20 protein-coding genes and 1 pseudogene are annotated in these 25,764 nt (G+C 44.3%); 13 read left to right on the plus strand and 8 right to left on the minus strand.

The window, feature by feature from the left end; all coding sequences use genetic code 11:
- The first annotated feature begins 14 nt into the window (after window positions 1-14).
- From cmk to BUC07_RS15130, 8 genes are all read left to right on the plus strand, one after another.
- Window positions 15-719, plus strand: coding sequence for a (d)CMP kinase (gene cmk / locus BUC07_RS15095; protein WP_073171277.1), 705 nt, complete (start codon window positions 15-17; stop codon window positions 717-719).
- Window positions 709-1,572 carry a 4-hydroxy-3-methylbut-2-enyl diphosphate reductase gene (locus tag BUC07_RS15100; RefSeq protein ID WP_073171280.1) on the plus strand — a complete coding sequence of 288 codons (864 nt, stop codon included), beginning with the start codon at window positions 709-711 and terminating at the stop codon, window positions 1,570-1,572. Before cmk ends, BUC07_RS15100 begins: the two co-directional genes overlap by 11 nt.
- A 66-nt stretch (window positions 1,573-1,638) precedes the next feature.
- A complete protein-coding gene (gene priA, locus BUC07_RS15105; protein WP_073171284.1) occupies window positions 1,639-4,107 on the plus strand; it encodes a replication restart helicase PriA in 2,469 nt (822 codons plus the stop codon).
- Between the two features lie 130 nt (window positions 4,108-4,237).
- Complete coding sequence (locus tag BUC07_RS15110) at window positions 4,238-5,233, plus strand: bifunctional heptose 7-phosphate kinase/heptose 1-phosphate adenyltransferase (protein WP_217652711.1); 996 nt, start codon at window positions 4,238-4,240, stop codon at window positions 5,231-5,233.
- 122 nt (window positions 5,234-5,355) lie between these two features.
- Entirely contained in the window at window positions 5,356-6,156 is an 801-nt protein-coding gene (locus BUC07_RS15115) for a ParA family protein (protein ID WP_073171287.1), read from the plus strand.
- Between the two features lie 16 nt (window positions 6,157-6,172).
- The gene (locus tag BUC07_RS15120; protein ID WP_073171290.1) at window positions 6,173-7,045 is read left to right on the plus strand and encodes a ParB/RepB/Spo0J family partition protein; all 873 of its coding nucleotides are present in this window, start codon (window positions 6,173-6,175) and stop codon (window positions 7,043-7,045) included.
- Window positions 7,046-7,097: 52 nt separating this feature from the next.
- Window positions 7,098-7,721: a DUF5683 domain-containing protein gene (locus BUC07_RS15125; RefSeq protein WP_139279610.1), complete on the plus strand. Its 624-nt coding sequence runs from the start codon at window positions 7,098-7,100 to the stop codon at window positions 7,719-7,721.
- Between the two features lie 9 nt (window positions 7,722-7,730).
- Window positions 7,731-9,392, plus strand: coding sequence for a lytic transglycosylase domain-containing protein (locus BUC07_RS15130; RefSeq protein ID WP_175552543.1), 1,662 nt, complete (start codon window positions 7,731-7,733; stop codon window positions 9,390-9,392).
- A gap of 2 nt (window positions 9,393-9,394) precedes the next feature.
- Here the strand turns inward: BUC07_RS15130 and BUC07_RS15135 are convergent, their stop codons facing one another.
- Both BUC07_RS15135 and leuS read right to left on the minus strand, forming a co-directional pair.
- On the minus strand, window positions 9,395-10,096 hold the full coding sequence (locus BUC07_RS15135) for an SIMPL domain-containing protein (protein ID WP_073171297.1): 702 nt from the start codon (window positions 10,094-10,096) through the stop codon (window positions 9,395-9,397).
- Between the two features lie 86 nt (window positions 10,097-10,182).
- Window positions 10,183-12,834: a leucine--tRNA ligase gene (leuS, locus tag BUC07_RS15140; RefSeq protein WP_073171300.1), complete on the minus strand. Its 2,652-nt coding sequence runs from the start codon at window positions 12,832-12,834 to the stop codon at window positions 10,183-10,185.
- Window positions 12,835-13,197: 363 nt separating this feature from the next.
- Here leuS and BUC07_RS21535 point away from each other — a divergent pair.
- From BUC07_RS21535 to BUC07_RS15150, 3 genes and pseudogenes are all read left to right on the plus strand, one after another.
- Window positions 13,198-13,439, plus strand: a pseudogene (locus tag BUC07_RS21535) (bifunctional nuclease family protein); the annotation flags it as partial.
- Window positions 13,440-13,589: 150 nt separating this feature from the next.
- Window positions 13,590-13,691, plus strand: a complete 102-nt coding sequence (locus BUC07_RS21540) for a UvrB/UvrC motif-containing protein (RefSeq protein ID WP_245792717.1) — start codon at window positions 13,590-13,592, stop codon at window positions 13,689-13,691.
- Window positions 13,692-13,703: 12 nt separating this feature from the next.
- Complete coding sequence (locus BUC07_RS15150; RefSeq protein WP_073171303.1) at window positions 13,704-15,167, plus strand: NupC/NupG family nucleoside CNT transporter; 1,464 nt, start codon at window positions 13,704-13,706, stop codon at window positions 15,165-15,167.
- 18 nt (window positions 15,168-15,185) lie between these two features.
- Here BUC07_RS15150 and BUC07_RS15155 read toward each other — a convergent pair whose 3' ends face one another.
- The 5 genes from BUC07_RS15155 to BUC07_RS15175 form a co-directional block, all read right to left on the minus strand.
- The gene (locus tag BUC07_RS15155) at window positions 15,186-16,688 is read right to left on the minus strand and encodes a CotH kinase family protein (protein ID WP_073171306.1); all 1,503 of its coding nucleotides are present in this window, start codon (window positions 16,686-16,688) and stop codon (window positions 15,186-15,188) included.
- Window positions 16,689-16,693: 5 nt separating this feature from the next.
- A complete protein-coding gene (locus BUC07_RS15160) occupies window positions 16,694-17,401 on the minus strand; it encodes a DUF2490 domain-containing protein (protein WP_073171309.1) in 708 nt (235 codons plus the stop codon).
- A gap of 93 nt (window positions 17,402-17,494) precedes the next feature.
- On the minus strand, window positions 17,495-17,974 hold the full coding sequence (locus BUC07_RS15165) for a nucleoside deaminase (protein WP_073171312.1): 480 nt from the start codon (window positions 17,972-17,974) through the stop codon (window positions 17,495-17,497).
- Between the two features lie 154 nt (window positions 17,975-18,128).
- A complete protein-coding gene (locus BUC07_RS15170; RefSeq protein WP_073171315.1) occupies window positions 18,129-19,016 on the minus strand; it encodes a diacylglycerol/lipid kinase family protein in 888 nt (295 codons plus the stop codon).
- Window positions 19,017-19,021: 5 nt separating this feature from the next.
- Entirely contained in the window at window positions 19,022-20,872 is a 1,851-nt protein-coding gene (locus BUC07_RS15175; protein WP_073171318.1) for an LTA synthase family protein, read from the minus strand.
- A gap of 187 nt (window positions 20,873-21,059) precedes the next feature.
- Between BUC07_RS15175 and BUC07_RS15180 the strand changes: the two genes are divergently transcribed.
- A complete protein-coding gene (locus BUC07_RS15180; protein ID WP_073171321.1) occupies window positions 21,060-24,101 on the plus strand; it encodes a valine--tRNA ligase in 3,042 nt (1,013 codons plus the stop codon).
- 127 nt (window positions 24,102-24,228) lie between these two features.
- Here BUC07_RS15180 and BUC07_RS15185 read toward each other — a convergent pair whose 3' ends face one another.
- Window positions 24,229-24,654, minus strand: a complete 426-nt coding sequence (locus BUC07_RS15185; protein WP_073171384.1) for an OsmC family peroxiredoxin — start codon at window positions 24,652-24,654, stop codon at window positions 24,229-24,231.
- Window positions 24,655-24,957: 303 nt separating this feature from the next.
- Between BUC07_RS15185 and BUC07_RS15190 the strand changes: the two genes are divergently transcribed.
- Window positions 24,958-25,722 carry a carboxypeptidase-like regulatory domain-containing protein gene (locus tag BUC07_RS15190; RefSeq protein WP_073171323.1) on the plus strand — a complete coding sequence of 255 codons (765 nt, stop codon included), beginning with the start codon at window positions 24,958-24,960 and terminating at the stop codon, window positions 25,720-25,722.
- Window positions 25,723-25,764 lie beyond the last annotated feature (42 nt).

The raw sequence follows: 25,764 nt of genomic DNA on the forward strand, positions 1-25,764 counted from the left end.
ATCCATCAAAAAAAATGACGAAAAAGAAAATTGTAATTGCCATCGACGGGCATTCTTCTTGCGGAAAAAGCACGCTGGCAAAATCGCTTGCCCGCGAACTGGGCTATACGTACATCGACAGCGGAGCAATGTACCGTGCTGTTACACTTTTTGCACTCCGGAATGGGTTGATTAAAAACAGTAAGGTTGATGAGGAAGAATTGATTGCACGAATGAAAGACATTCGCATAACGTTTGAATGGGACACTGACACCGAAAAAAACACCACATTCTTAAACGGCGAGAATATTGAAAATGAAATTCGTCAACTGGAAGTTTCAAACAATGTGAGCCCTGTAAGTACAATCGCAGGGGTGCGCAGCGAGCTGGTGATACAGCAGCGCGAAAACGGCAAAAATAAAGGGATTGTGATGGATGGCCGCGATATTGGCACGGTGGTTTTTCCTGATGCCGAACTCAAAATTTTCATGACTGCCTCACCAGAAATCAGGGCACAAAGGCGCTACCTCGAGCTGAAAGAAAAGGGTGCAGAAGTAGATTTCGATAAAATACTGCAAAATGTGGAACAGCGCGATACCATCGACTCCGGCCGCGAAGTGAGCCCGCTCAAAAAAGCCGATGATGCTATTGTGCTCGACAACAGCCACCTGACACGCGAAGAACAGCTGCAGTGGGCGTTGGAAATGGCAAAAGAAATTATTGAAGAACATGAAGGTTGAAATACATAAACGATCCGGTTTTTGTTTTGGGGTGATTAAAGCTATTAAAACCGCTGAAAACGAACTGGATAACGAAAAACAATTGTATTGCCTGGGCGATATTGTCCATAACGGAATGGAAGTGGAACGCCTGGAAAAAATGGGTTTAAAGACCATTTCGAGAGAAGAATATTTTCAGATGAGCAACTGCAAAGTGTTAATCCGCGCACACGGAGAGCCTCCCGAAACTTACGAATATGCCAAAAAGAACAATATTGAACTGGTAGATGCAACCTGCCCGGTTGTTTTAACGCTTCAGGAGAAAGTGAAAAACTCTTACCAAAAAAGTTTAGCCGACCAGGGGCAGATTGTTATTTACGGCAAAAAAGGCCATGCCGAAGTAATTGGCCTCGACGGCCAGGCAGGGCACAACACGATTTTGCTGGAAAGTATCGACGATGTGGATAAAATTGACTTTTCGCGCCCGGTGTGGCTTTATTCGCAAACCACCAAGCGAATTGAAGATTTTGAAGCAATTGCAAAGTTGGTGAAATCGAAAATGAAACCCGGCGTGCCAATTGATATCAAAGACACCATTTGCCGGCAGGTTTCGAACCGTGTGCCCAACCTTAAAAGATTTGTGGGGAATTACGATTTGATTCTTTTTGTGGCAGGCAGAAAAAGCTCCAACGGAAAGTACCTGTTTACCATTTGTAAGGAGTCAAATCCGAATTCATACCCTGTTTCAAATCCTGATGAAATTAATCCCGATTGGTTTGAAGGTGTAAATTCGGTGGGCATTTGCGGGGCAACTTCAACCCCCAACTGGTTGATGGAAGAAGTGGCCGGTTGGGTCAATCAGCGTTTCAATTAAGCTTCTCCAACAGAGGGCTGTTTCTCATTTTTTTGTTACTTTGAACAAGGTTGAAAAATTTTTACCATGCCCAAAATGTTTGCCCAGGTTATTTTGCCCCTTTCGTTACACGATGCCTACACCTACGAAGTGCCGCTAAATATGCAGCCGGCAATTCAGCCCGGGCAGCGGGTGGTTGTTCAGTTTGGGCCCAAAAAATTTTATGCAGCCTTGGTGGTTTCGGTATCCGACGAAAAACCTGAAGGCTTCCAGGCCAAAGAAATTGTTCAACTGTTGGATGAAAGTCCCGTAGTGTTGCCGCAAAACCTGGGACTGTGGCGATGGATGGCCAGTTATTATTGTTGCTCCCTGGGCGATATTTTCAGGGCAGCGCTGCCACCGGGACTGAAACTGGAGAGCAAATCGAAAATTTTTTTAACCGGCAACGACGATGAGCAGCAGGTTTCCGAAAAAGAGCAGCTCATTATTAATCAGCTGCAGGATATTTCCACAGTGGAAATACTTCAGAAGAAACTGGGGAGCAGGTTTTCATACCCGGCCCTGCAAAAGCTGTTGAATAACAATGTTGTGCAGGTGGAAGAAAAAATCAGTTCAAAATATAAGCCCAAAACCGAAATTTTTGTGAAGCTGCATCCTGAGGTTGGCACCGAAAAACAACTTCACGAAAAAATAACTTCACTGGAACGCGCCAAAAAACAGAAAGCACTGTTGCTTCATTTTAGCGAAAAAACAAATGCGTTTGGCGAAAAATCTCAAAAAGAAATCAGTAAAAAAGAACTTTTTAAAGGAACTGATTTTAACTCCGCCCATTTAAACGAACTGCACAAAAAGAAAATTCTGAAAAAATTTGAGCAGCCTGTTTCACGCATTCTTGAATCTGAGCAAAAACAGGTGGACATTAATCTGCTGAACAAATTTCAGGAAATAGCACTCGCTGAAGTTAAGTCCATTTTCAGCAAAAAAGATGTGGCACTCATACATGGTATTACCGCAAGCGGGAAAACTGAAATTTATATCCACCTGATTGACGAAGCACTGAAATCAGGAGAACAGGTTCTTTACCTGGTGCCGGAAATCGCACTCACAACGCAGATTGTTCAGCGGCTGAAAAATGTTTTTGGTCCCAAAGTGGGGATTTACCACTCGCGCCTCAACAACCAGGAACGGGTGGAAATTTGGGAAAAGGTGCTGCAGTTCCGGCAAAATCGCGACAAAGGCTACCAGGTAATTTTAGGGGCACGTTCTTCGCTTTTTATGCCCTTTTCAAATTTGGGGCTTGTAATTGTTGACGAAGAGCACGAAAATTCGTTCAAACAGTTTGACCCGGCTCCACGCTACAATGCCCGCGATATGGCCGTTGTGCTGGGAATACAGAATAAGGCAAAAGTTTTGCTGGGCTCGGCAACCCCTTCTTTTGAAAGCTATTTCAACGCAAAAACCGGAAAATACGGACTGGTAAATCTCGATAAAAGGCATTCCAACATTGAGCTGCCCGAAGTGATGATTATTGATTTGAAACGGGTCTGGAAAAGAAAGCAGATGCACTCGGTGCTCAGCCACGAGCTTTTTGAACTGATGAATACCGCTATCTCAAAAGGGGAGCAGGTAATCCTTTTTCAGAATCGGCGAGGATATTCGCCTTATGTGCAGTGCTTTAATTGTGGCTGGATTCCCAAATGCCAGAACTGCGATGTGAGCCTCACTTACCACAAATACAAAAAACGGCTCAACTGCCATTACTGTGGTTTCAGCCAGCCTGTTAGCAATGAGTGTCCGGAGTGTGGTTCGCCAGATATAAAAACCCGTGGATTTGGCACTGAAAAAATTGAGGATGAATTGAAGCCGCTGTTTCCCGGTGCGCGTATCGACCGAATGGATTTGGACACCACACGCTCGAAAAATGCTTTTAGCAGAATTGTGCATAATCTTGAATCGCGAAAAACCGACATCCTTATTGGTACACAAATGGTTACGAAAGGCCTCGATTTTGAACACGTGAGCGTTGTGGGAATTTTAAATGCCGATAACCTCATTAATTTCCCCGATTTCAGGGCGCACGAACGTGCTTACCAGTTGATTTCGCAGGTGAGTGGCCGCGCAGGCCGGAAGCACAACCGCGGAAAGGTTATTGTGCAAACCTCGCAACCAGAGCATCCGCTAATTGAAATAATCAGGAAACAGGATTACCAGGAAGCATTCCAGTCGCAAATGGAAGAGCGGAAACTTTTTAAGTACCCGCCCTTTTACCGGCTGATTAAACTTGTTGTAAAACATAAAAATCCGGAGAATGTAAACCGGTTTGCAAACCAGCTGGCAACCAATCTGCGCCATAACAGTTCGCTCATTGTTTTGGGCCCCGAATTCCCGCTGGTAAGCCGGATTCAGTTATGGTATCAGAAAGAGATATGGCTCAAAGTCAGTCGCAAATTTTCGCCTGGCGAGGTAAAGAATTTCATTATAAACAACATTGATACTGTAAAACATTTGAAAGACAACAGTAGTTGTGTGGTCAACATCGATGTGGATCCGGGATAGTGGAATGTCAGGTTTGAAGTAACCAGTTGTGAGCTTTTCAAAAATTCAGTTTTTCAATCCAGAAATCTAATGGGTGATCTTTTTATGACAGCCTTTTTTTTATAGTTTTGTATTTCTTTAAATTAAACGGGTGAACGGGAAAGAAGTAAATCAAATATTCGAACAGTTCAGCCAAATGCGGGCCCTGGTTATTGGCGATGCAATGGTTGACACCTATCTTTGGGGAAAAGTTGAACGGGTTTCACCCGAGGCTCCCATTCCGATTGTTTCTGTTACAAAACGCGAAAGCCGTTTGGGAGGCGCTGCAAATGTCTCGCTCAATTTGCAGGCTTTGGGTGCTACTCCCGTTTTGTTTTCAGTTATTGGCAACGACGACAAGGGGCGGAAATTCAAAAAACTATTGGAGAAGAAGCAGCTGTCGAAAGAGGGCGTTTTTGTTGATCCAAAGCGGATAACCACGGTTAAAAGCCGCATAATTGGAAAAGGGCAGCACATTGCACGTGTTGATGAGGAGTCGGAGGACTTTATTTCCGGTGAACTGGAAAAGGAGATGGTTGAAAGCATCCGCCAGGAAGTTGAAGAAAATAAGGTGGATGTCATTATTTTTGTGGACTACGACAAAGGTGTAATTACTCCTTCGCTTTTTCAGGCAGTTAATAATTTAGCCCTCGAAAGAGGGATCCCCACAGCAGTGGATCCGAAAAAACGTAATTTCAATTACTATAAAAACATTGGCCTTTTCAAGCCAAATTTTAAAGAGTTTGTTGACGGCATTGGCCTGCCGCTCGAAAAAGGCGACCTGAATTCCCTCAGGCGAATTGCACAGGAGCTGAAAGAGAAAAATAGTTACAAGCTAATTTTTATAACCCTTTCAGAATTAGGGGTTTTTATCAGTAATGGTGCCAAAGAGCAGTATTATCCTGCGGTTATCCGCCATATAGCCGATGTTTCAGGAGCCGGCGACACGGTGATAAGTGTGGCCAGTCTGGCACTGGCAGCTGGATTGCCACCAAAAATTATGGCATTAATGTCGAACATTGCCGGCGGGCTCGTTTGCGAAAACCTGGGGGTAGTTCCGGTAAACAAAAACCAGTTGATGATGGTGATGAAATCGCAGGAATTTTAAATTTTTTAACTGCTCACTTCCAGTTTTTTAGCAACTTTTATTTTGTGTTGATAAAAATGCTTTCAGTTGGTTAAGGCTATTTTATTAAATTTGAAACCGATCATTTAAACAGAAATATTAAGATGGGAAAAATCGTATCACTGGCAAACCAAAAGGGCGGTGTTGGAAAAACAACAACAGCTATTAACCTTGCGGCAAGCCTGGCTGTTTTGGAGCAAAAAGTATTGATAATTGATGCCGATCCGCAGGCCAACTCTACATCTGGTTTTGGCTTTGATGTGAAAAATGTGCAGTCGAGCATTTACGATTGCATTGTTGATGGAGTTGAACCGGAAAAAGTTATTCTGAATACTGAAATCGGGAATCTTGACATCATCCCGTCACATATCGATTTGGTTGGGGCCGAAATTGAGATGCTTAACCTGCCCAACCGCGAGAAAGTTATGCGCACAGCCTTAACAAAGCTGAAAGATGAATACGATTTTATTTTTATCGACTGCTCTCCGTCGCTGGGGTTGATTACGGTAAACGCTTTAACCGCAGCCGATTCGGTAATCATTCCCGTTCAGTGCGAATATTTTGCCCTCGAAGGATTGGGAAAACTGCTGAATACCATCAAAATTATTCAGAACCGGTTGAATCCGGCGCTCGAAATTGAAGGGTTCCTGCTTACTATGTTCGATTCGCGCCTGAACCTGTCCAACCAGGTTTACGAAGAGGTGAAACGTCATTTTCAGGATATGGTTTTTGAGACCGTTATTCAGCGGAATATCAAACTGAGTGAATCGCCAAGCTACGGGAAACCTGTTGTTTTGTACGATGCCAGCTCAAGGGGGGCAATCAACCACATGAACCTGGCCCGCGAAATTTTACAGCGGAACGGGATGACACAAATTTCACAGGAAAAGAAAGTTATTGTTTAGATAAAATAGTTTGACCATGGTAAAGAGGAATGCACTTGGCAGAGGATTAGGAGCGCTTATCGACGATGCCGAAAAAATGAAACAAGCCGGGATAAGTGAAGTGGAGTTGAAAAAGATTGAAGCCAACCCTTTTCAACCCAGGTCGAAGTTTGATGAAGAATCGCTGAAAGAGCTGGCGGCCTCAATCAGCGAGATTGGGTTGATCCAGCCCGTCACCTTGCGGAAAACAGGTGAAGACAGCTATCAGATTATTGCCGGAGAACGACGCTGCAGAGCCGCACAATTGGCCGGACTTGAGACCATTCCTGCCTATATACGCAAGGCAAAAGACGACGGAATGCTCGAAATGGCCCTGGTGGAAAATATTCAGCGCGAGGATCTGGATGCCATAGAAATTGCACTGAGCTACCAGCGGTTGATGGAAGAACTGGAATTTACCCAGGAAGAACTAAGCAGCCGTGTGGGGAAAAAACGTTCAACAATTGCCAACTATCTGCGTTTGCTGAGACTGCCGGCAATCATTCAAAAAGGATTACGCGACAAAGAAATATCGATGGGACACGCACGTGCTTTAATTAATATTGACGATGCCGATGTGCAGGAGATGATTTACAACCAGATAGTAAAACATGGTTTTTCGGTACGCAAGGTGGAGGAAATTGTGCGCGACCTGAATGAAGATAACGACGAAAAACAATCGAAAGCAAAAAAACGGGAATTGCCCGGTAAATACAGGTCGATGAAAGGACAACTGGGGAAACTGCTTAATTCCCGGATTGGTATTTCAATGAATGAAAAAGGGAAAGGGAAAATTGTAATCCCGTTTAAGTCGGGAGATGATTTGGAACGAATTGTTAAAATTATTGAAAACCAAAATAAAGGTAACTAAAGAAGGTTTGCTCTGTAGTGAAACTTCTATTTTTGGGCCAAATTTGCTTATCGTGGATATCAGGGGTTTTTTGTTGAAAATTAGTTTGATCCTACTCCAGTTGCTGGTAGTATTTAATTTGCATGCCCAATTGGTTAATGCCGATACCATAAAACAGGTTGAAAAAAAGCCCGTAAAAGAGGAAGAGGTTCATTCACCTAAAAAAGCTGCCATTTACTCCGCCGTTTTGCCGGGGCTTGGACAGGCATACAATAAAAAATACTGGAAAATACCACTGGTATATATCGGGTTTGGAACTATCGGTTATTTCATAAAGTGGAACAACGATAATTACCAGTTCAACAAAATGGCCTATAATCATCTGATTGACGATAACCCTGAAACAAACCGATTTCAGGAAATTGATGCCATTAAATATTACGATCTGGACAACCCAACCCATTTTAACAACTTCAGGGACGGGTTGATAAAACGGCAGGATTATTACCGCCGTAACCGCGATTTGCTCGTTATTAGTATGGTTGCTTTTTACGGGATAAATATTATTGATGCAAGTGTGGATGCCCACCTTTTTAATTTCGATATCAGCGACGATTTAACTTTCAACTGGGAACCTTCTATGCTAAATATTAACGACAATTTAGTATATTGTTTCAACTTCAAATTTAACTTTTAGTATATGGTGATGAAAAAAATATTGCTTTTGGGGGGAATACTAATGTTTATTTTTTCAGGAACGCTTTCAGCACAAGAGGACGAGCGCCAAAAGATTGTAATGCCCAGAATGAAAAGCCTGGAAATAACAGATATAAATGAAGGAACTTTTGTGGCAGCTCCGGCTGGTTCATATTCAGGCAAACAACAAGGCAGTTTTAAAGGCCCGGATGAAAATCTCGATGATTTTTTCTCTGAAAAAATGGACAGTCTTGATGACACCTGGTATGCGAAACAGGCTTTTCACGAAGATTCGCTGGGCGATGCCGCACAGCTGTATCCGAAAAATCTGCCCGATTCGGTTTACATCAAACGGTTGCAGGACATGCAGGAGGTTGTGGATTTGTCGTATAACAATGTGGTGAAAAATTTCATAGTGCTTTATACTGAAAGGCGACGCGACCAGGTGGAAATGATGCTGGGACTTGCAGAATATTATTTCCCGATGTTCGAGCAAACACTCGACAAATACGAAATGCCACTTGATTTAAAATACCTGCCGGTCATTGAATCGGCACTGAACCCAACCGCTCGCTCGCGGATGGGAGCAACCGGTTTGTGGCAGTTTATGTTTGGCACTGCCCGCCAAATGGGGTTGGAAATTACCAGCTTTGTTGATGAACGCCGCGACCCGGTGGCTTCAACCGATGCGGCAGTGCGCTATTTTCAGAGTTTATACAACCGTTACGGCAACTGGCACCTGGCCATTGCAGCCTACAATTGCGGTCCGGGAAATGTGAACCGCGCCATCCGGCGGGCCGGCGGAACCAAAAATTACTGGGAAATCTACTACCGCCTGCCCCGCGAAACACGTGGATACGTGCCTGCTTATATTGCAGCGGCTTATGTAATGAAATACCACAAAGAGCACAACCTGTATCCGCGTTTGCCCGATTTTGAATTGCAGACTGACACGGTAATGGTTAATGACTTTCTGCACTTTGACCAGCTTGCTGCAACCCTCGACATTGATAAAGAACAGTTGCGTTCACTTAATCCAATGTACCGCCGCGATGTGGTTCCTGCAAAAAAAGACAAGCCTCTCCCGGTTGTTTTGCCCAATGAAACTATTATGGATTTTATTGATGCCGAAAATGAGGTTTTTGCACACGAGCGCAAAAAGTTTTTCCCCGACAATCAACTGGTGGAACCCACCAGCCGCAGTGCTTCGTACTACACACCAGCGGATATTGATGGGAAGGCAAAAGTACTGTACACTGTTCAGAGTGGCGACAATGTGGGTTTCATTTCGGAGTGGTTCAACGTGCGGGCATCCGATTTGAGATACTGGAACAACATCAGCCGCAACCTTATTCGCGCCGGTCAGAAGCTTTTGATTTACGTTCCGGAAGATCAAAAAGAAAAGTATGAAAGGATCAACTCAATGACCTTCGCGCAAAAACAGGCAAGCATTGGGAAATCGGCTTCCGGCAGCAGCAGATCTTCGGCAAAAAAACAGGAACCAATCGATCCGAATTTTATTTACCACACCGTAAGAAGTGGCGATACACTTTGGGAAATTGCCCGCAACTACCCCGGAATTTCTTCGGATGACATTGTGCGACTGAATAACCTGCGTAATGAAAATGATTTGGATATCGGACAGAAGTTGAAGATCAAAAGGAAATCCTGATTCTATTTCAGCGTAAATTCTGCTGAAACGGTTACCTTGATATTTTTCCGGGCCGAGCTGGTGTTGTGAATTCCGTAGCCGGCCACTTCGGTGGAGTAGGGCTCAGTAATCTGAAACACACCTGCCCGGGCTGAAATGAGCTGGTCCACTTCTAAATCGGTGGTTGAGGTAATTTCTTCGGCGCGTTCAAATGCATTTTGAGTGGCTTTTCCCAGTAGCTGCTTTTTGATTTCCTCAATTTCGGTACTGAAAAATTCCATGGTTGAATTATCGAACGTTACCCCGCTATTAACAAACAACTTCGGGTCGATGGCCAGTTGTTCCACTTTTTCAATCTCGTTTGAAACAATGTAAACCCGCTGAGTTAGTGTGTAACCGCTGTGACCGCCCTGCCCGTATTCGCGGTTTACGTTTACCGGGAAAATTTTAAACTCCGATGCTTCAATGCCGGTTTGTTCCCATATATTTTGGAAATCCCCGAGTTTGCGGGCCATAGTTTTGTACCCCTCCTCGGTTCCGTTCAGCGAAACGCGTTCTGAAAAACTGACCGTCCATTTTACCAGGTCACTGTCAAATTCCTCGGTGCCATAGCCAACTACCCGCACGGTTTGCTGTACCTGCCTCGATTGCTGAAAAAACCAACCCCACAAACCAAAAGCAATAATCACCGAAATGCCCAGAATAAATGCCCATGAATTTTTCATTGTTCTATCTCTTTGTAATATTTCTTTGCGACTTAGCGTCTTTGCGAGAGGTAAATTAACCTTACCAAATACTCTATCAGTTCACTTTATCCCACTGCCACGTTAATAATTTTTTTCGGCACAAATATAAATTTACGAACTTCTTTTCCTTCCAGCCACTTTTGCGCCCGTTCATCCGATAAAATTGTTTTCTCGATTTCATCTTTTGGCATATCCAGCGGCAATTCAGTTTTAAATCGCATTTTGCCGTTAAACGAAACCGGATATTCAAAGCTGTCCTCTTTCAACAGGTTCTCATTCACCTGCGGCCACGGCTCGTAGGCAAGTGTTTGTTTGTTTCCGTAAATCGACCATAATTCTTCAGCCAGATGGGGCGCAAAAGGTGAAAGTATTTTGTTAAATGTTTCTGCCGTTTGTTTGGTTACCTTGCCCTTTTTAATTGCCAGGTTATTGAAAACCATCAATGCTGAAATTGCCGTGTTGAACTTCAGGTTTTCGATGTCCGACTCTACTTTTTGGATTGTTTGGTGAAGCAGTTTTGCCACTTCCTTGGCCTCATCTCCATCACCAATATTAGTTGTGTCGGCAAAAAACCGGAAGACACGGTTCAGAAAGTTATGGACACCTTTCACTCCGTTTTCGGCCCACGGTTTGCGCTCGTCGAGAGGCCCCATAAACATTTCGTAGAGCCGTAACGAGTCGGCGCCGTAGTTTGCGATCACATCGTCGGGGTTCACCACATTTTTCAGCGATTTCGACATTTTTGCCACAATCTGTTTCAGCTCTTCTCCGGTTTCTTTGTGGAAGTAGTGCCCGTCGCGTTCTTTCACCAAATCCTGCGAAACCTTTGCTCCTGCTGAAGTTTCATAGGCAAATGCGAGGATCATTCCCTGGTTGTAAAGTTTTTGGAACGGCTCGTCGGTGGAAACAATGCCCAGATCGAACAGCACTTTGTGCCAGAAACGTGAATACAAAAGGTGAAGCACGGCATGTTCGGCACCGCCAATGTACAAATCAACGGGCATCCAGTAATTTTCTTTTTGTGGATTGAAAATCTTTTCATCGTTTTTCGGGTCGATGAAACGCAGGTAGTACCAGCATGAACCGGCCCACTGTGGCATGGTATTGGTTTCGCGGCGGCCTTTTCGACCGTTTTTGTCGGTTACATGCAACCACTCTGTGGCGTTGGACAACGGTGACTCGCCAGCTTCTCCGGGTGTGTATTTTTCCAGTTCAGGAAGGAGCAACGGCAATTCCTCGTCATCGAGCAAAGAAACTTCGCCGTCTTCCCAGTGAATAACCGGGAACGGTTCGCCCCAGTAACGCTGGCGGCTGAACAGCCAATCGCGCATTTTAAAATTTACAGTGGCTTTTCCCAAATCGTTTTTTTCGAGCCACTCAATGGTTTTTTTAATTCCGGCCTCTTTGTTGAGCCCGTTAATGTTGAGCCCGGTTTCTTCATTTGAAGAGTTGATGTACTCTCCGTCCTCAGTCCAGCATTTGTCGCCGGCCAGAATTTCGTCGCGGCCTTCGGCATCTTTTGGATCGAGGATGCAGGTAATCGGAATGTCAAATTCCTTGGCGAATTCGAAGTCGCGGGTGTCGTGCGCCGGAACAGCCATAATAGCGCCGGTGCCGTAGCCCATTAACACATAGTCGGCTACCCAGATTGGAATTTTTTTGTTGTTCACCGGATTGATGGCGTAGCGCCCGGTAAACACCCCGGTTTTTTCTTTAGCCAAATCCGTCCGGTCGAGATCCGATTTCAGAGCGGCAGTTTTTATATATTCTTCAACATCACTTTTTTTCTCCTGAGCGGCAATTTTTTCAGCCAGCTGATGTTCGGGGGCAATAACCATGTAGGTAGCTCCAAACAGCGTATCGGGACGAGTGGTGTAAACACGCAGTTTTTCATTCAAGCCGTTAATTTGAAAATCGACTTCAGCGCCGGTGGATTTACCAATCCAGTTTTTCTGCATGTCTTTTACTCCTGCCGGCCAGTCGAGATCATCGAGCCCCTGTAACAACCGTTCAGCATAATGCGGAATACGTAGCAGCCATTGCTTCAGGTTTTTCCGGATAACCTGGTTGCCGCATTTTTCGTGCGACCCGTCAGTGAGTACTTCTTCGTTGGCACAAACCGTTTTGCACGAGCTACACCACCACACCTGGGCGTTGTCGTAATAAGCCAGCCGTTTCCCGGCAATGTATTCATTTACCGCTTTTTTACCTTTGGCCTGAATCTCGTCGGGCATCGGCAGTTCGGAAATGGGGCGTCCTTTTTGTTGTTCTTCGTCGAACCAGGTGCTGTACAGCTGCTTGAAAATCCACTGCGTCCATTTAAAATAATGCGGATCAGTGGTATTTATTTCGCGGTCCCAGTCGTAGCTCAGTCCAATGGCTTTAATTTGCCGCCGAAAATTGTCGCAGTTTTTGTTGGTGGTAACAGCCGGGTGGGTTCCGGTTTGCATGGCATACTGTTCGGCCGGCAGGCCAAAGGCATCGTAACCCATAGGATGAAGCACGTTAAAACCTTTCATCCGCTTGTAGCGGCTGATGATGTCAGTTGCAGTGTATCCTTCCGGATGGCCTACGTGTAATCCGGCCCCCGACGGGTAGGGAAACATATCGAGGATGTAGTATTTCGGTTTGGAAAAATCATCCTCCGTTTTAAACGTTTTGTTTTCTTCCCAGTATTTTTGCCACCTTGGCTCAATTTCGGCGAACTTGTATTCCATTTTTTTGAAAATCTGATTTTAAGCCGCAAAGATAAAAAATGATTCGTGGAGACAGGCTAAAAAAATTAATGAAAGCAAAACCATATCAATCATTTCAGCTTTTAATTCAACAATGAACGTTTTTGTTTGTATTTTTCAAGAGCAGGATTTATGATAAAAATCAATCACGGAAGGAAAGATTCCGTACTTCCGTTTGTGAACCTTAGCTAAAACAAAAATGATTGTTATATTTGTTTTCACATAAAAAACGAGGCAGAATCTGTAATGCAAAAAATTCGTTTAAACATCTTGGGGCTTTCGGTAAGCCAGACACAATCAGGAGCTTACGCGCTTGTTTTGGCAGAAGAAAAAGGTGAGCGCCGCATGCCTATTATCATTGGCCCGGTTGAAGCCCAGGCCATTGCCATTCAGCTGGAAGGGTTGAAACCACCCCGCCCGCTGACCCACGATTTGATTAAAATATTGCCCAGGCTTTTGAGATTGTGTTGCTTGAGGTGACTATTTATAAACTGGAAGAAGGAATATTTTACTCCGAATTATTGTGTGAAATGGACGGCAAAGAGGTGAAAATTGATTCACGAACTTCTGATGCTGTGGCGCTGGCACTTCGTTTCAGGTGCCCCATTTACACCACCGAAGGTATTCTTTCCAAAGCTGGAATAGTGCTCGAATCGGATGAAATAAAGGGTTCGGAAAAAGAAGCACCGGAGAAAAAGGCTGGTTCTTCAGGAACTTCTTCTTTTTCGCAATACACCATGCAGGAGCTGGAAGAGTTGCTAAACGAAGCCGTTCAGAATGAAGATTACGAAAAAGCCTCGGTGCTGAGAGATGAAATCAATAACCGCAAAAAAAATTAACCTTTTTAAAAGATGAAACAACTTCTTTTTATGCTGGTCGTGATTACCGGCATTTTCTTTTTTCAGCCCGTTCAGGCGCAAGATCCGGAACCAGCTCCAAAAACTACAGAGCAGGTATCGGCAGTTGAAGATACTACCTCCGACAACTCGGTGCTGCTGTTATCAGGCGAACGCGAAACACCTTTTTCCTTTACCACTATTTTACGGGGAATGCTTGGAATGGCCGTTCTCATTTTTATTGGTTTTCTTTTCAGTTCCAACCGCCGCAACATTCCGTGGCGAACGGTTATTGTTGGTTTGGTTATCCAAATTCTTCTGGCCGTGGGGGTGTTGTACGTTCCGTTTATTCGGGTCATTTTTGAATTTTTCGGACAGATATTTGTTAAGATACTCGATTTCACCAAAGCAGGCAGCGAATTCCTGCTGGGCGATTTGATGGACGCCGACACTTACGGTTACATCTTTTTATTTCAGGTGCTGCCCACCATAATTTTCTTTTCGGCACTCACCAGCCTCTTGTTTTACTGGGGAATCATCCAGAAAGTGGTTTACGGACTCGCATGGGTTTTCACAAAGGCGCTGAAAATTTCGGGAGCCGAGGCCTTGTCGGTTGCCGGGAACATTTTCCTGGGACAAACCGAATCGCCGCTTATGATTAAAGCCTACTTAGATAAAATGAGCAAATCGGAAATTCTGCTGGTGATGACCGGCGGGATGGCCACGCTGGCCGGGGGTGTGCTGGCAGCCTACATTGCCATGCTTGGCGGCGACGACCCTGTGTTGAGGCTCGAATTTGCAAAACACCTGCTCACCGCATCGGTGATGGCCGCACCGGCAGCCATTATTTTTTCAAAAATGCTTGTTCCACCTACCGATGCCATTAACAAACAAATTGAAGTGAGCAAAGAAAAAATTGGCAGCAACGTGCTCGATGCCATTACCAACGGAACCAGCGAGGGTGTAAAACTGGCGGTGAACGTGGCTGCCATGTTGCTGGCCTTCATCGCATTTATTGCCATGTTTAATTTTATTGTGGGGAAAATCGGAGAATGGACCACTCTCAACGAACTGATTGTGGAAGGAACCAATGGCCGTTACGACGGACTTTCGCTCCAGTTTATCCTGGGGTACACGTTTGCCCCGCTCATGTGGCTGATCGGCGTAGCGGGTGAAGACATCATTTCGGTTGGCCGTTTGTTGGGCGAAAAACTAATTCTGACCGAATTTATCGGGTATATCAGCCTGGCAGAATTAAAATCGAGCGGCGTGCTTTCCAATCCAAAATCGATTATCATGGCCACCTATATTTTATGCGGTTTTGCCAACTGCTCGTCCATCGGAATTCAGATTGGCGGAATTGGTGCATTGGCACCAAAAAGGAGGGTGCTGCTTTCTCAGTTTGGAATGCGGGCGCTGCTGGCCGGAACGCTGGCATCGCTGATGAGCGCTACGATAATTGGAATGATAATGGGGTAACTGCCTTGTAAAAGGAAGTTACAACTGACTGAAATATTCATCGAGAAAAATAAGTCGGTTTTCTATCCAGGTTTCAATGTAGCTTCTTTCTGCATCAAAATTGAGGTTTTCATTCCAAATTCTGTTTTCGTGAACGATAATCCCTGATTCTTCTATTTCGCTGAAATAGTAGGCGAAAAGCCGAATTAGTTGTTCTTCAGAAAAATTATTTTCCCGCAGATAGAACCAGCGGTTTTTCAGCTTCTGTTTCAAATTTCCGGCATTGATTTCAACCAGCCGATCAAAGAGATGGTTGGTTAAAACAGATTCATAACCGGTTCTGGTTCCGTCGTAACGAATTCCCCAGGCACCATCCAAATCCCACGGGATAATTTGAAACGGGGCGCTGCTGTTTTCTTTGTAGAAGAACATATTTTTTCCGGTATTGTCGCCGGCTGAAGTCAGATTCAGCAGCAAAAAATAATCGATGAAATTTTCCAAATCGATTTGGGAGGAGATGGTATTTTTGAATGTTTCATCGGATGCATGAACGGCAAGTGCATACAAATTTTCCAGCGGTTTCCAGTTCAGCACAGAATCGGGGTCGGGAATTTCCTGCTCCCATCCGTTCCAGAACCGGTTGTTCGACGATTTGGGATTGAAGCGTTCGAAGCGGGTGGCGCCATCCGACCAGTCGATGGCTTTGTAAAGCACCGCTTCGTTGCCGGCTTCCAGAAATTCACGATTGATTCGTTCAGAAAAAATATAAATTCCCTGCAACTTATTGTTCAGAAACACTTCAACCGGTTTTGAATGAATTTCGGTGTAATTCAGATTTTCTTCATTTTCCCATCCCGGCAGATTGTTCCATATTTCAAGTGAAACCAGGTTGCGGATGCGCGACGGGTCCACAACGGTGCTGTTCAAAATCCAGTCGCTGTTCGGTTGAAATCCCAGAACAGGGGCAGAATATTCGCTAATGCTGTTCATATTTTTCCAAAGCGCAAATCCCATGGAGCGTTTATCGAAATATTTCGAAAACTTTCCGCGGCGTTCGATACCGGCGAAAGATGAAAAGGTGGAAGCTGATTCAGTCTCAGTAATCTGAATTTTCGCCAGTGTTTTGGGCTCGTCGTAAATTTCGGAATCGGAAATAATTTGAACTACCGGAAGATTTGTAAAAACAAATTTAAACTGCTGTTGCGTTCCGTTATTTTCTATTGTCAGCGGATAGGTTTTTCCAATCTCAATTTCACCAAAAGGATTTATTTTGTTGTTGTCAAGAGTCTTGCCGTTGAATGTCAGTAAGGAATTGCGATTGTGTTCCACAAACGGCGAAAAGTCGGATGAATCTTCTGTTAGCGAATAACGAAGCATGTTTTGAGGTGCATCGAAAAAGCACTGTTTGCCATTCAACTTCAGCAAAGCCGGCAGATTCAGTGCATCGTCGGGTTCGGCATCGAACACTGTTTCTTCAAGATAGCACGAGTGAAAAATTATCGGAAACAGGAGAATGAAATATGTCAGCCATTTTTTACTCATGCGCACTACAATTCAATGGTATAATTCACTTTCAGGATAAAATAGGTGTAGGGATTCATTGCATTCAGCTCGTGTTCGATTCCCCAGGCCAAATCAAAATCGCCAAAACCCCCGGCGATTTCATCGCCCAGCCAGATGCGGTATTTATCCCAAAACGGTTCGCGTGATTTTTTGGCCAGCCTGAAAAACTCGGCAGAGCCATAAAATGCGTGTTTCTCATCTTTTGCAAATTCCAGTTTCATGCGATAGCGGTAAGTCGTTTCAAAATAGTGCAAAAATTCATTAAAAACCCCCGACCGGTAAAATTCTTTCTGGTATTTGGCCCGTGCAAATATTTTTAATTTTTCACTGATGTTTGTGTCGTAACTGAAATACAAATCGTAGCGGTAATCGTTTTCGGCAAGATTGTCGAAATGGTTGTTGCGGGTGTAACGGCCGGCGGCTCCAATGTCGAAATTTGAATTGATTTTGTAATCCAGCCCGGCTTCCGAAATGTAATCGTCGAAGCCTGTCATATTTTTGTGAAGTCGCAGGTGCTGACTGAAAAAGATTTCCAAATTATTAATAACTTCTTTCTCCAGCTTGATTTCTGTCCACAGCCCCAAATCGCGCACTACTTTTTGTTCCTGGCCGGCAGACGAACCACAGAAACAAAGAGAAACGATTAAGATGAAACAATATTTTAGCAACCGGCGGAAGGATTCAATATTCATGAATTCATTAGTTGGAACTTTAAATTTTCATTCAAATATAATGAAAGGACTGAAAAAAGCAGCCTCCCGGATTTTCCAGTAACCCGAACCTTTTTAGTAGTTTTTTTTATCAGGCTTCATTTTCCATTTGCTGAACAGTGGTAACGCTTTATCGCGCATTAGCTCTTCAAAATCAATTTTCCGGTGTTTCATATCTTTTGCTATCTCCCCGTAAAAATCGTCATCGTCGAAGCTGATTTGCGCCGCATCTTCTTTGGTGCAGGCGTAAACTACTTTACTTATTCGTGCCCAGTAAATAGCCCCGAGGCACATCGGGCAGGGTTCGCACGAAGTGTAAATGGTGCAGTCGTTCAGTTCAAAAGAGGTAAGGTTTTTACAAGCCTCTCTGATGGCAAGCACTTCAGCATGGGCAGTGGGATCGTTATTGTGAATGACACTGTTGTAACCTTCCCCAACTATTTTCCCGTCTTTCACCACAACGGCGCCAAACGGTCCGCCAAATCCATTGTTCATCCCTTTTTCTGCCAACTCAATGGCCCGCTGCATAAACGAATTGTGTTGCTTGTTGTCCATTTTTTACTTGTTTATTTTGCCATTTAAGATAGCTTTTTTCAGCAAAGGAAACAAAACGATGCTCAATTTATGATGATTTGCTTTTTATTTCAGTAAAACTGTAATTGTTGTTTGGAGAAGCGATAATTGGTGTGATTTCAGGATAATTTTACTGTCATTTTTGTTTGGGAACCAGTAATTGTATTGCATCCGGTATTACAGAAATATTCGTTGGAAATGAAAGTTCATCTGCATCGCCATCGCGGTGAAAACAGGTGGAAGCAACGTGGTTGATTTTTATGTGTTTCACTTTGCGGGTATCAACATACGGAAGTTTATCCAGCCACTTGCCAAAAAGTGCCAGTGTTATCAGCGGCGTGTACCACCGGGGGAATGGACGAATTAAGGTAACATCCAGATAACCATCGTTGATTTCAGCTTTGGGAGCAATAAAAGCATTGTTGCCGTACTGGTTGGCGTTGGCAATGGTAACCGTAAAAAAACGGCCCGAAAACCGCTCACCATCCAGTTCAAAATCGGCTTCCACTCCTTTAAAACGGAAGAAATTTTTTATGATGAAGAAGACATAGCTTTTCAGCCCTCGTTTGTTGCTTTTTTCAAAATACCGGGCAATTAACGCATCGAAACCAAAACCGGAGGTGCAGAAAAAATATTTTTCCCCGATTTTGCCCGCATCGATTTTTTGAATTGTTGGGTTTGCAAGGTAAGTTCTCACTTTTTTCAACGCCCCGGTAATATTAAGCATCCGTGCCAGTCCGTTTCCCGATCCGCGCGGAATGTGTCCCAGTGAAGCTTTGCTGTTGACCAGTTCCGATGCCACTTCGTTAAAAGTGCCGTCCCCACCAATGGACACAATCACCGCATTTCCTTCTTGCTTTATTTGATTTTGAGCCAGTTGGGCAGCATGGTTTTTATGTTTTGTGACTTTGGTGCGAAACGGAATATTACTCTTTTTTAGTGATTTTTTCAGCACCCCCATGTATTTGAGATTATCGTGCGGCCCGGCAACAGGATTGATGATGAAGGTAATTTTTTGCACCATAGTATTTACATTTTATTGAAGGGCACGTTATGTAAATATTGTACATAAGCCTTTGCAAAATGCATGACCGAATCGGTTTTTTCAGGCGAATAATTGTAAAAGAAATCCTGCATATTTGTATTTACGTTATAAAACCAACCCATTTCGGGCGATACAAATCCCCAGCCTTCCTGCCGGAAATAGAAAGCATAATCTCCTTCAACCAGAAAATCTTTCGAAAGGATGTCAGGTTTGTGCTTTTGGCCAAGTTGTTTCAGCAGCATCGGCCCCAAATCATTTTGATTCCCAAAGCATTCACAAACCCGGTGTTCGGGAATTACCCCGCCAATCATAATCAGCGGGATATTATAGGAAGATGGTTCAATAATATTGCTTGGTCCGGGCTGGAGCGAGGTGTGGTCGGAAGTGATAATTACCAGCGTATTTTCCCAGTAATCAGTTTGTTTAAGCGAGTCGATAAAATTGCCCAAACAACTGTCGGCGTATGCGGCCACGTTTAAATATTTTTGTTCCACGCTGCTTCCGTTAAATTTTTTGTACCCTTCAATATCGAATGGCTCGTGGCTGCTGATTGTGTAAACCATGCTAAAAAAGGGCTGTGGCTCACTTTTTAAATCATTAAACAAACGGGCATACAAATATTCGTCGGGGACACCCCAGTTTTGTTTTCGCCCAAGTTTGAGCGGGAAGTTTTCTTTCGACACAATTTTTTTTATTCCGGATTCAATCATCACAGCACGGGTGTTGTAAAAGTTCACATCGCCGCCGTAGTAAAACGACATGTTGTACCCCATATTAGCAAAATAGCGGGGCAGGTAATCGAGTTGCGACAACCTGTCAGGAAACGCAAGTGCTGTGGTGCGACGCATGTCCGATGGGAATCCGCCGATAAGGGCCGACATTCCTCTATCGGATCGGTTTCCGGTTGAATAAAAGTTTGGAAATGCAAGTCCCTCTTCACAAAATTCATTCAGCCGGTTGGTAACTCCCGGTAATCCTCCGAGCGGTTCAATAATTTTGTTTGAAAAACTTTCGAGCAAAACCAGAATGATATTAGTTGGTTTCCCATCTTTCGGAAGAATAAGCCGCGGGGCAGTTAAAGCAGGCTTGTCATGGGCGCGAACCACGGTTTCCGCTTCGGTATCGTCCATGTAATGCACTGTCATTTTCGATTTATTGTTCTGAAAAGTGCTGTGCATGAGGTTCCAAAAATAGTTATAGGCACTTTGGTTAGCTTCTAAATATTCACTGAAATAAACACTGCTGTGGTTCATTGGCGAGCTGTCTAAACTTCCGCGAATGGGAAGAATAAGTGCCGCGGTAAGCAGCAAAACTACCGGAACTCCATGCCATTTCATGTGCGTGGTTTTCAGTTTATTCAGCTGCAACGTGCGGTTAAACAGCCACATACTCCCCCAGGCTATGCCGGTTAAAAGTATTGGAATCAGAATTAGTTGCCACCAGGAGAGCGAAGCAATAACCCCGCCCGGAGTTTTCAGGTATTCGAAAAGTTGTGCATTCAGCCGGTTTCCCCAGGGCTGGTATAATCCGCTGTCGGAAATGCCAAGAATTGTCATTAAAATTACTACCAACAGGGTGTAATATTTTAGCAGACTGGTGCTGAAACGGGCAGTTGACAGGTAGCCAAGTCCGAAAATTACACCCGGCAAAAGGCTTAAATAACCGGCTACCGATAAATCCATAACAATGCCATGGCGAAAAATTCCCCAAATTTCGGAAGTGGGCAGATTACTTAGTACAGAAAAATTGTACAGCACAAAAAACACCTTAAAAAAAGTGAAGTAAACCACCCAAAACAGGTAGTATTTAATAAATGCAGTAATGATGCGTTTCATTCAGAATATGCTCAAAAAATTCCAGCCTGCTAAAGTATAAAAAAAAATGCCTTGTTTTTTCTATTCGGCTGTTATTGTATTATTGAACCCGCACAACGAACTAAGGCTGCGGAGAACATTGAACCCTGAACATTTAATATTATATTTGCACCTCAAATTTTTACGTAGAATTCTGAATCAGAAAAACATGGAAATTCCGAGCAAATACAACCCGGCCAACGTTGAGCAAAAGTGGTATAAATACTGGACTGAACAGAACTTTTTTCATTCGGAACCGGATGAGCGGGAACCTTACACAATCGTTATTCCGCCACCCAACGTAACCGGCGTGTTGCACATGGGGCACATGCTCAATAATACCATCCAGGATATTCTGGTGCGCCGCGCGCGTATGACCGGCAAAAACGCCTGCTGGGTGCCGGGAACCGACCACGCTTCCATTGCTACGGAAGCGAAAGTGGTGAACAAGCTGAAAGCCGAAGGAATTGACAAGTACGACCTTTCGCGTGAGGAGTTTCTAAAACATGCCTGGGACTGGACCCACAAACACGGGGGAATCATCCTGGAGCAATTGAAAAAACTGGGGGCTTCGTGCGACTGGGAACGCACGGCTTTCACTATGGACGAAGCCCGCAGCGAATCGGTGATTAAAATTTTTATCGACCTGTTTAACAAAGGACTCATTTACCGAGGTGTGCGCATGGTAAACTGGGATCCGGCCGCCAAAACTGCCCTTTCTGACGAAGAAGTGGTTTACAAAGAAGTGCAGAGCAAACTGTATTATTTAAAATACAAGATAGAAGCCCCCTCTAACTCCCCCGAGGGGGAGAACAGGAAGCCGCAATACAAAACTGCAAGGAAAGCTGATTATGAACTTCTGAAAAAGAATGCAAGGGAAATGCGTCGCTTTTCTACTGAAGCAGAAAGTGTTTTATGGGAAATACTAAGAGCAAAAAAATTAGGAGAAAAATTCAGAAGACAACATATTATTAATGACATAATTGTTGATTTTGTTTGTCTTCCAAAAAAACTGGTCATTGAAGTGGACGGAGGATATCATGTCGATCCTGAAATTCAAAAATTGGATACACTCAAAACAGGAATATTAAATGAATTAGGTTATAAAGTAATCCGATTTAAAAATGATGAAGTATTAGCAAACATTGATTCAGTATTGGAGGCCATCCAGGAGGCTCTTATCTCTCCCCCTCCGGGGGAGTCGGAGGGGGCTGTCACCATTGCCACCACCCGGCCTGAAACGATTTTAGGTGACACTGCCGTTTGTGTAAACCCTGTAGATGAACGTTTTAAACACCTGATAGGTAAACGTGTTTTAGTTCCGCTTATCAACCGTTCCATCCCGGTTATCGCCGATGAATACGTGGATATGGAATTTGGAACCGGATGCCTGAAAATTACACCAGCACACGACATCAACGACTATGAAATCGGGCTGCGGCATAACCTCCCCACTATCGATATTTTTAACGACAACGGCACTTTGAGCGAAGCTGCCGAAATTTTTGTGGGGGAAGACCGGTTCGATGTGCGCGAAAAAATAGTTCCCGAACTTGAAAAATCGGGGAATCTGGCAAAAGTTGAAGACTACACCAACAAGGTGGGTTATTCGGAACGCACCGACGTAGCCATCGAACCCAAACTTTCGGTACAATGGTTCCTGAAAATGGAAGAACTGGTAAAACCCGCACTGGAAAACGTGATGAACGACACCATCCATTTTTATCCGGCGAAATTCAAAAATATTTACCGCCACTGGATGGGCAATATCAAGGATTGGTGCATCAGTCGCCAGCTGTGGTGGGGCCACCAGATTCCGGTGTATTATTTCTCTGACGGCAATTATTTCTGCGCCGAATCGGCAGAGGAAGCACTCGGGCAGGCCAAAGAAAAAACCGGCAATTCGAATTTAAAAATCGAAGATCTCCGTCAGGATGAAGACGTGCTTGACACCTGGTTTTCGAGTTGGTTGTGGCCTATTTCGGTATTCGACGGAATTCGCGAACCCGATAATAAAGACATCAACTATTATTATCCATCGTCAGACCTGGTGACAGCACCCGATATCATCTTCTTTTGGGTGGCACGCATGATTATTGCCGGCTACGAATACAAAGATTTATACCCGTTCAAAAATGTTTATTTCACCGGAATGGTACGCGATGCACAACGCCGGAAAATGTCGAAATCGTTAGGGAACTCCCCCGATCCGCTGAACCTGATTGAAAAATACGGTGCCGACGGTGTGCGTATGGGTATGTTGCTTTGTTCGCCGGCAGGTGGCGATTTGCTGTTTGACGAGAGCCTACCGCAGCAGGGTTCCGGTTTTGCCACTAAAATCTGGAATGCATTCCGGCTGGTTAAAAACTGGGAAGTTTCTTCAGAAATTAAGCAGCCCGAACATTCGAAACTGGCCATTGAATGGTTCCGGAATAAACTGAGCGAAGTAGTTGAAACACTAAACGGCCAGTTCGACCAGTTCCGGATTTCGGAAGCGCTGATGACTATTTACACCACAGTCCGCGATGAATTCTCAGGGTGGCTGCTCGAGATTGTGAAACCTGCCTACCAGCAACCCATCGATGCCAAAACGCATGCTGAAGTTGTTGAGTTGTTCGACCAGTTGCTGCGGTTGATGCATCCGTTTATGCCGTTTATTACTGAAGAAATCTGGCAACTGCTTTCTGAACGGAAAGAAGGAGAAAGCATCATGGTGAGCCAAATGCCGGAAGCCAAAAAATATGACACCGGAATGTTAGCTGCTTTTGAAAATGTGAAAGAAGCCATTTCGGGAATCCGCAATATCCGCAAAGAGAAAAACATTCCTAACAAAGATGCGCTGGAGCTCAAAGTTCAGAAAGGCGATAAAGGCTACGAAGCAGGTTTCGATCCGGTTTTGAGAAAGCTGGCTAATCTTTCGACCTTCGATGCAGTTGAAGAAGAAGTGAAAGGCGCGGCTTCATTCCGGGTAAAATCCACCAGTTTTTATGTGCCGCTGGAAGGCTTGATTGATACCGAAGAAGAACTTAAAAAGTTAGAAGAGGAATTGAAATACGCCAAAGGTTTTCTTAATTCAGTAATGAAAAAACTGAGTAACGAGCGGTTTGTAAACAATGCGCCGGAAGCAGTGGTAGCCAAAGAAAAAGCCAAACATGCCGATGCCGAAGCCAATATAAAAATGCTGGAAGAACGGATTGCGGGGTTGAAATAGAGGCACCTCTTAGCCTCCCCAGGGGGAGGAAACAGAAAAATTCCGGATGACTCGAAGTCATCCGATGAATGTTTAAAAAAAAGGAGCTATCTAAGCTCCTTTTCAATTTTATGAATATTTTGATTTTTTAAACCAGTTTGGCATCGAGCTCAATGGACGCTGTGCCACCGGCATAAAGTCTTGAAATTGGGCATTTCTCTTTGGCAGTTTGCGAAAGCTCGTTAAATTTTTCCTGCGATACCCCCTCGCATTTTACAGTCGAATCGAGCTTGATATTGGTAATTGCCGGTCCGCCACCAACTTCTCCCAAAGTAACTGAAGCTTCGGTTTCAATACTTTCCGGCTCCAGGCCTTCTTCGCTGAGAAGCGCGGCAAGAAACATTGAGAAACAGCCCGATTGAGCTGCTCCCACCAGTTCTTCGGGATTGGTTCCTTTGCCTTCCTCAAAACGCGAGGCAAACGTAAAAGGCCCGCTGTAACCCGTGATATTCATTTTTCCATTGCCCCCTTTGAGGGTGCCGTTCCATAGCGACTTAACTTTTCTGATTTTCATAATTTGAACTTTTTTATTTTGTATTAACAACACTTTATTTCATAGTTGGTTTAAAAATGCCCATTCTCAACCGGTTTTTCCCGGCTCCCCTGGTTTTTCAGGTTGCCCCAGCAATAAGACAAAAGCTGTTTGGATAAAGCCATTGCCGGGAAATCCGGCTTTGCGTGTTTTCAATCCGGGTGATTTTGACCTTGTCTGGGAAAAAACTAATCTTTTAAATCTTGTTAAAACTTCCGTTAAAAACTGTTATCCCAAAAATAGGAAGAAACTTTTCCATATTTTTGGAACCAATTATTATAACGCATGAGAAATGGAATTTTAATCGGACTGATTTTGCTTGTGGCTACTGCTTTCAGTGGCCAGGCACAAAGCGATGATTTGTTGGTTGATCCCATTCTTATCCGTTTAAAGGGGAGGCTGGTCAGTTCAGCCGACAGTTCTGCTGTTCCGTATGCCAATATTATCAACAACCGGACACACAGCGGTACCACTACCAATTCCGACGGGTATTTCTCACTCGAGATGCTCAATATCGACAGCCTGGTGGTTTCCTCGGTGGGTTATCAGAAAAAAGTGTTGCGGGTGCCTCACAACTACAACGGGCAGGAGGTGATTACTTTTACCATCGATCCCGTGAATTATGCTGTGGGCGAGGTGGAAGTGAAAGGTGAAAAACCAGGCATGGACATGGGGCTTGGAACCGGAAAGCCAGTGGACATCGCCCCTGAACTGCGTGGGGATGCATTTAACGAAAAACCTCCAATTTTGGCTGCATTGTTCAATCCTGTTTCATTTTTGCAGTATTATGTTAGCGGCAGGGAGCGCCGCAAGCGCAATGTGCGCGAAGCGATGGCAATGGAACTCAATTGGGAGATGCACTCGAAAAATTACAACAAAGAGGTGGTGATGAAACTCACCGGATTGAACGAGGCCGAAGCTGATTCGTTTATGATTTGGTTCAATGCCCAAAACGTGTTGCCCTATACCGCAACCGAATACGAAGTGCGGGCTTCCATTAACTATTACTTCGAAATTTACAAGCAGGAGAAAATACAGGATGACAAATAAAAACTCCAATGCCATTCATGAAAACAGCCACGAATAACACCA

Origin of the sequence: Tangfeifania diversioriginum, from assembly GCF_900141875.1 — a bacterium.
Classification (GTDB): domain Bacteria; phylum Bacteroidota; class Bacteroidia; order Bacteroidales; family Prolixibacteraceae; genus Tangfeifania; species Tangfeifania diversioriginum.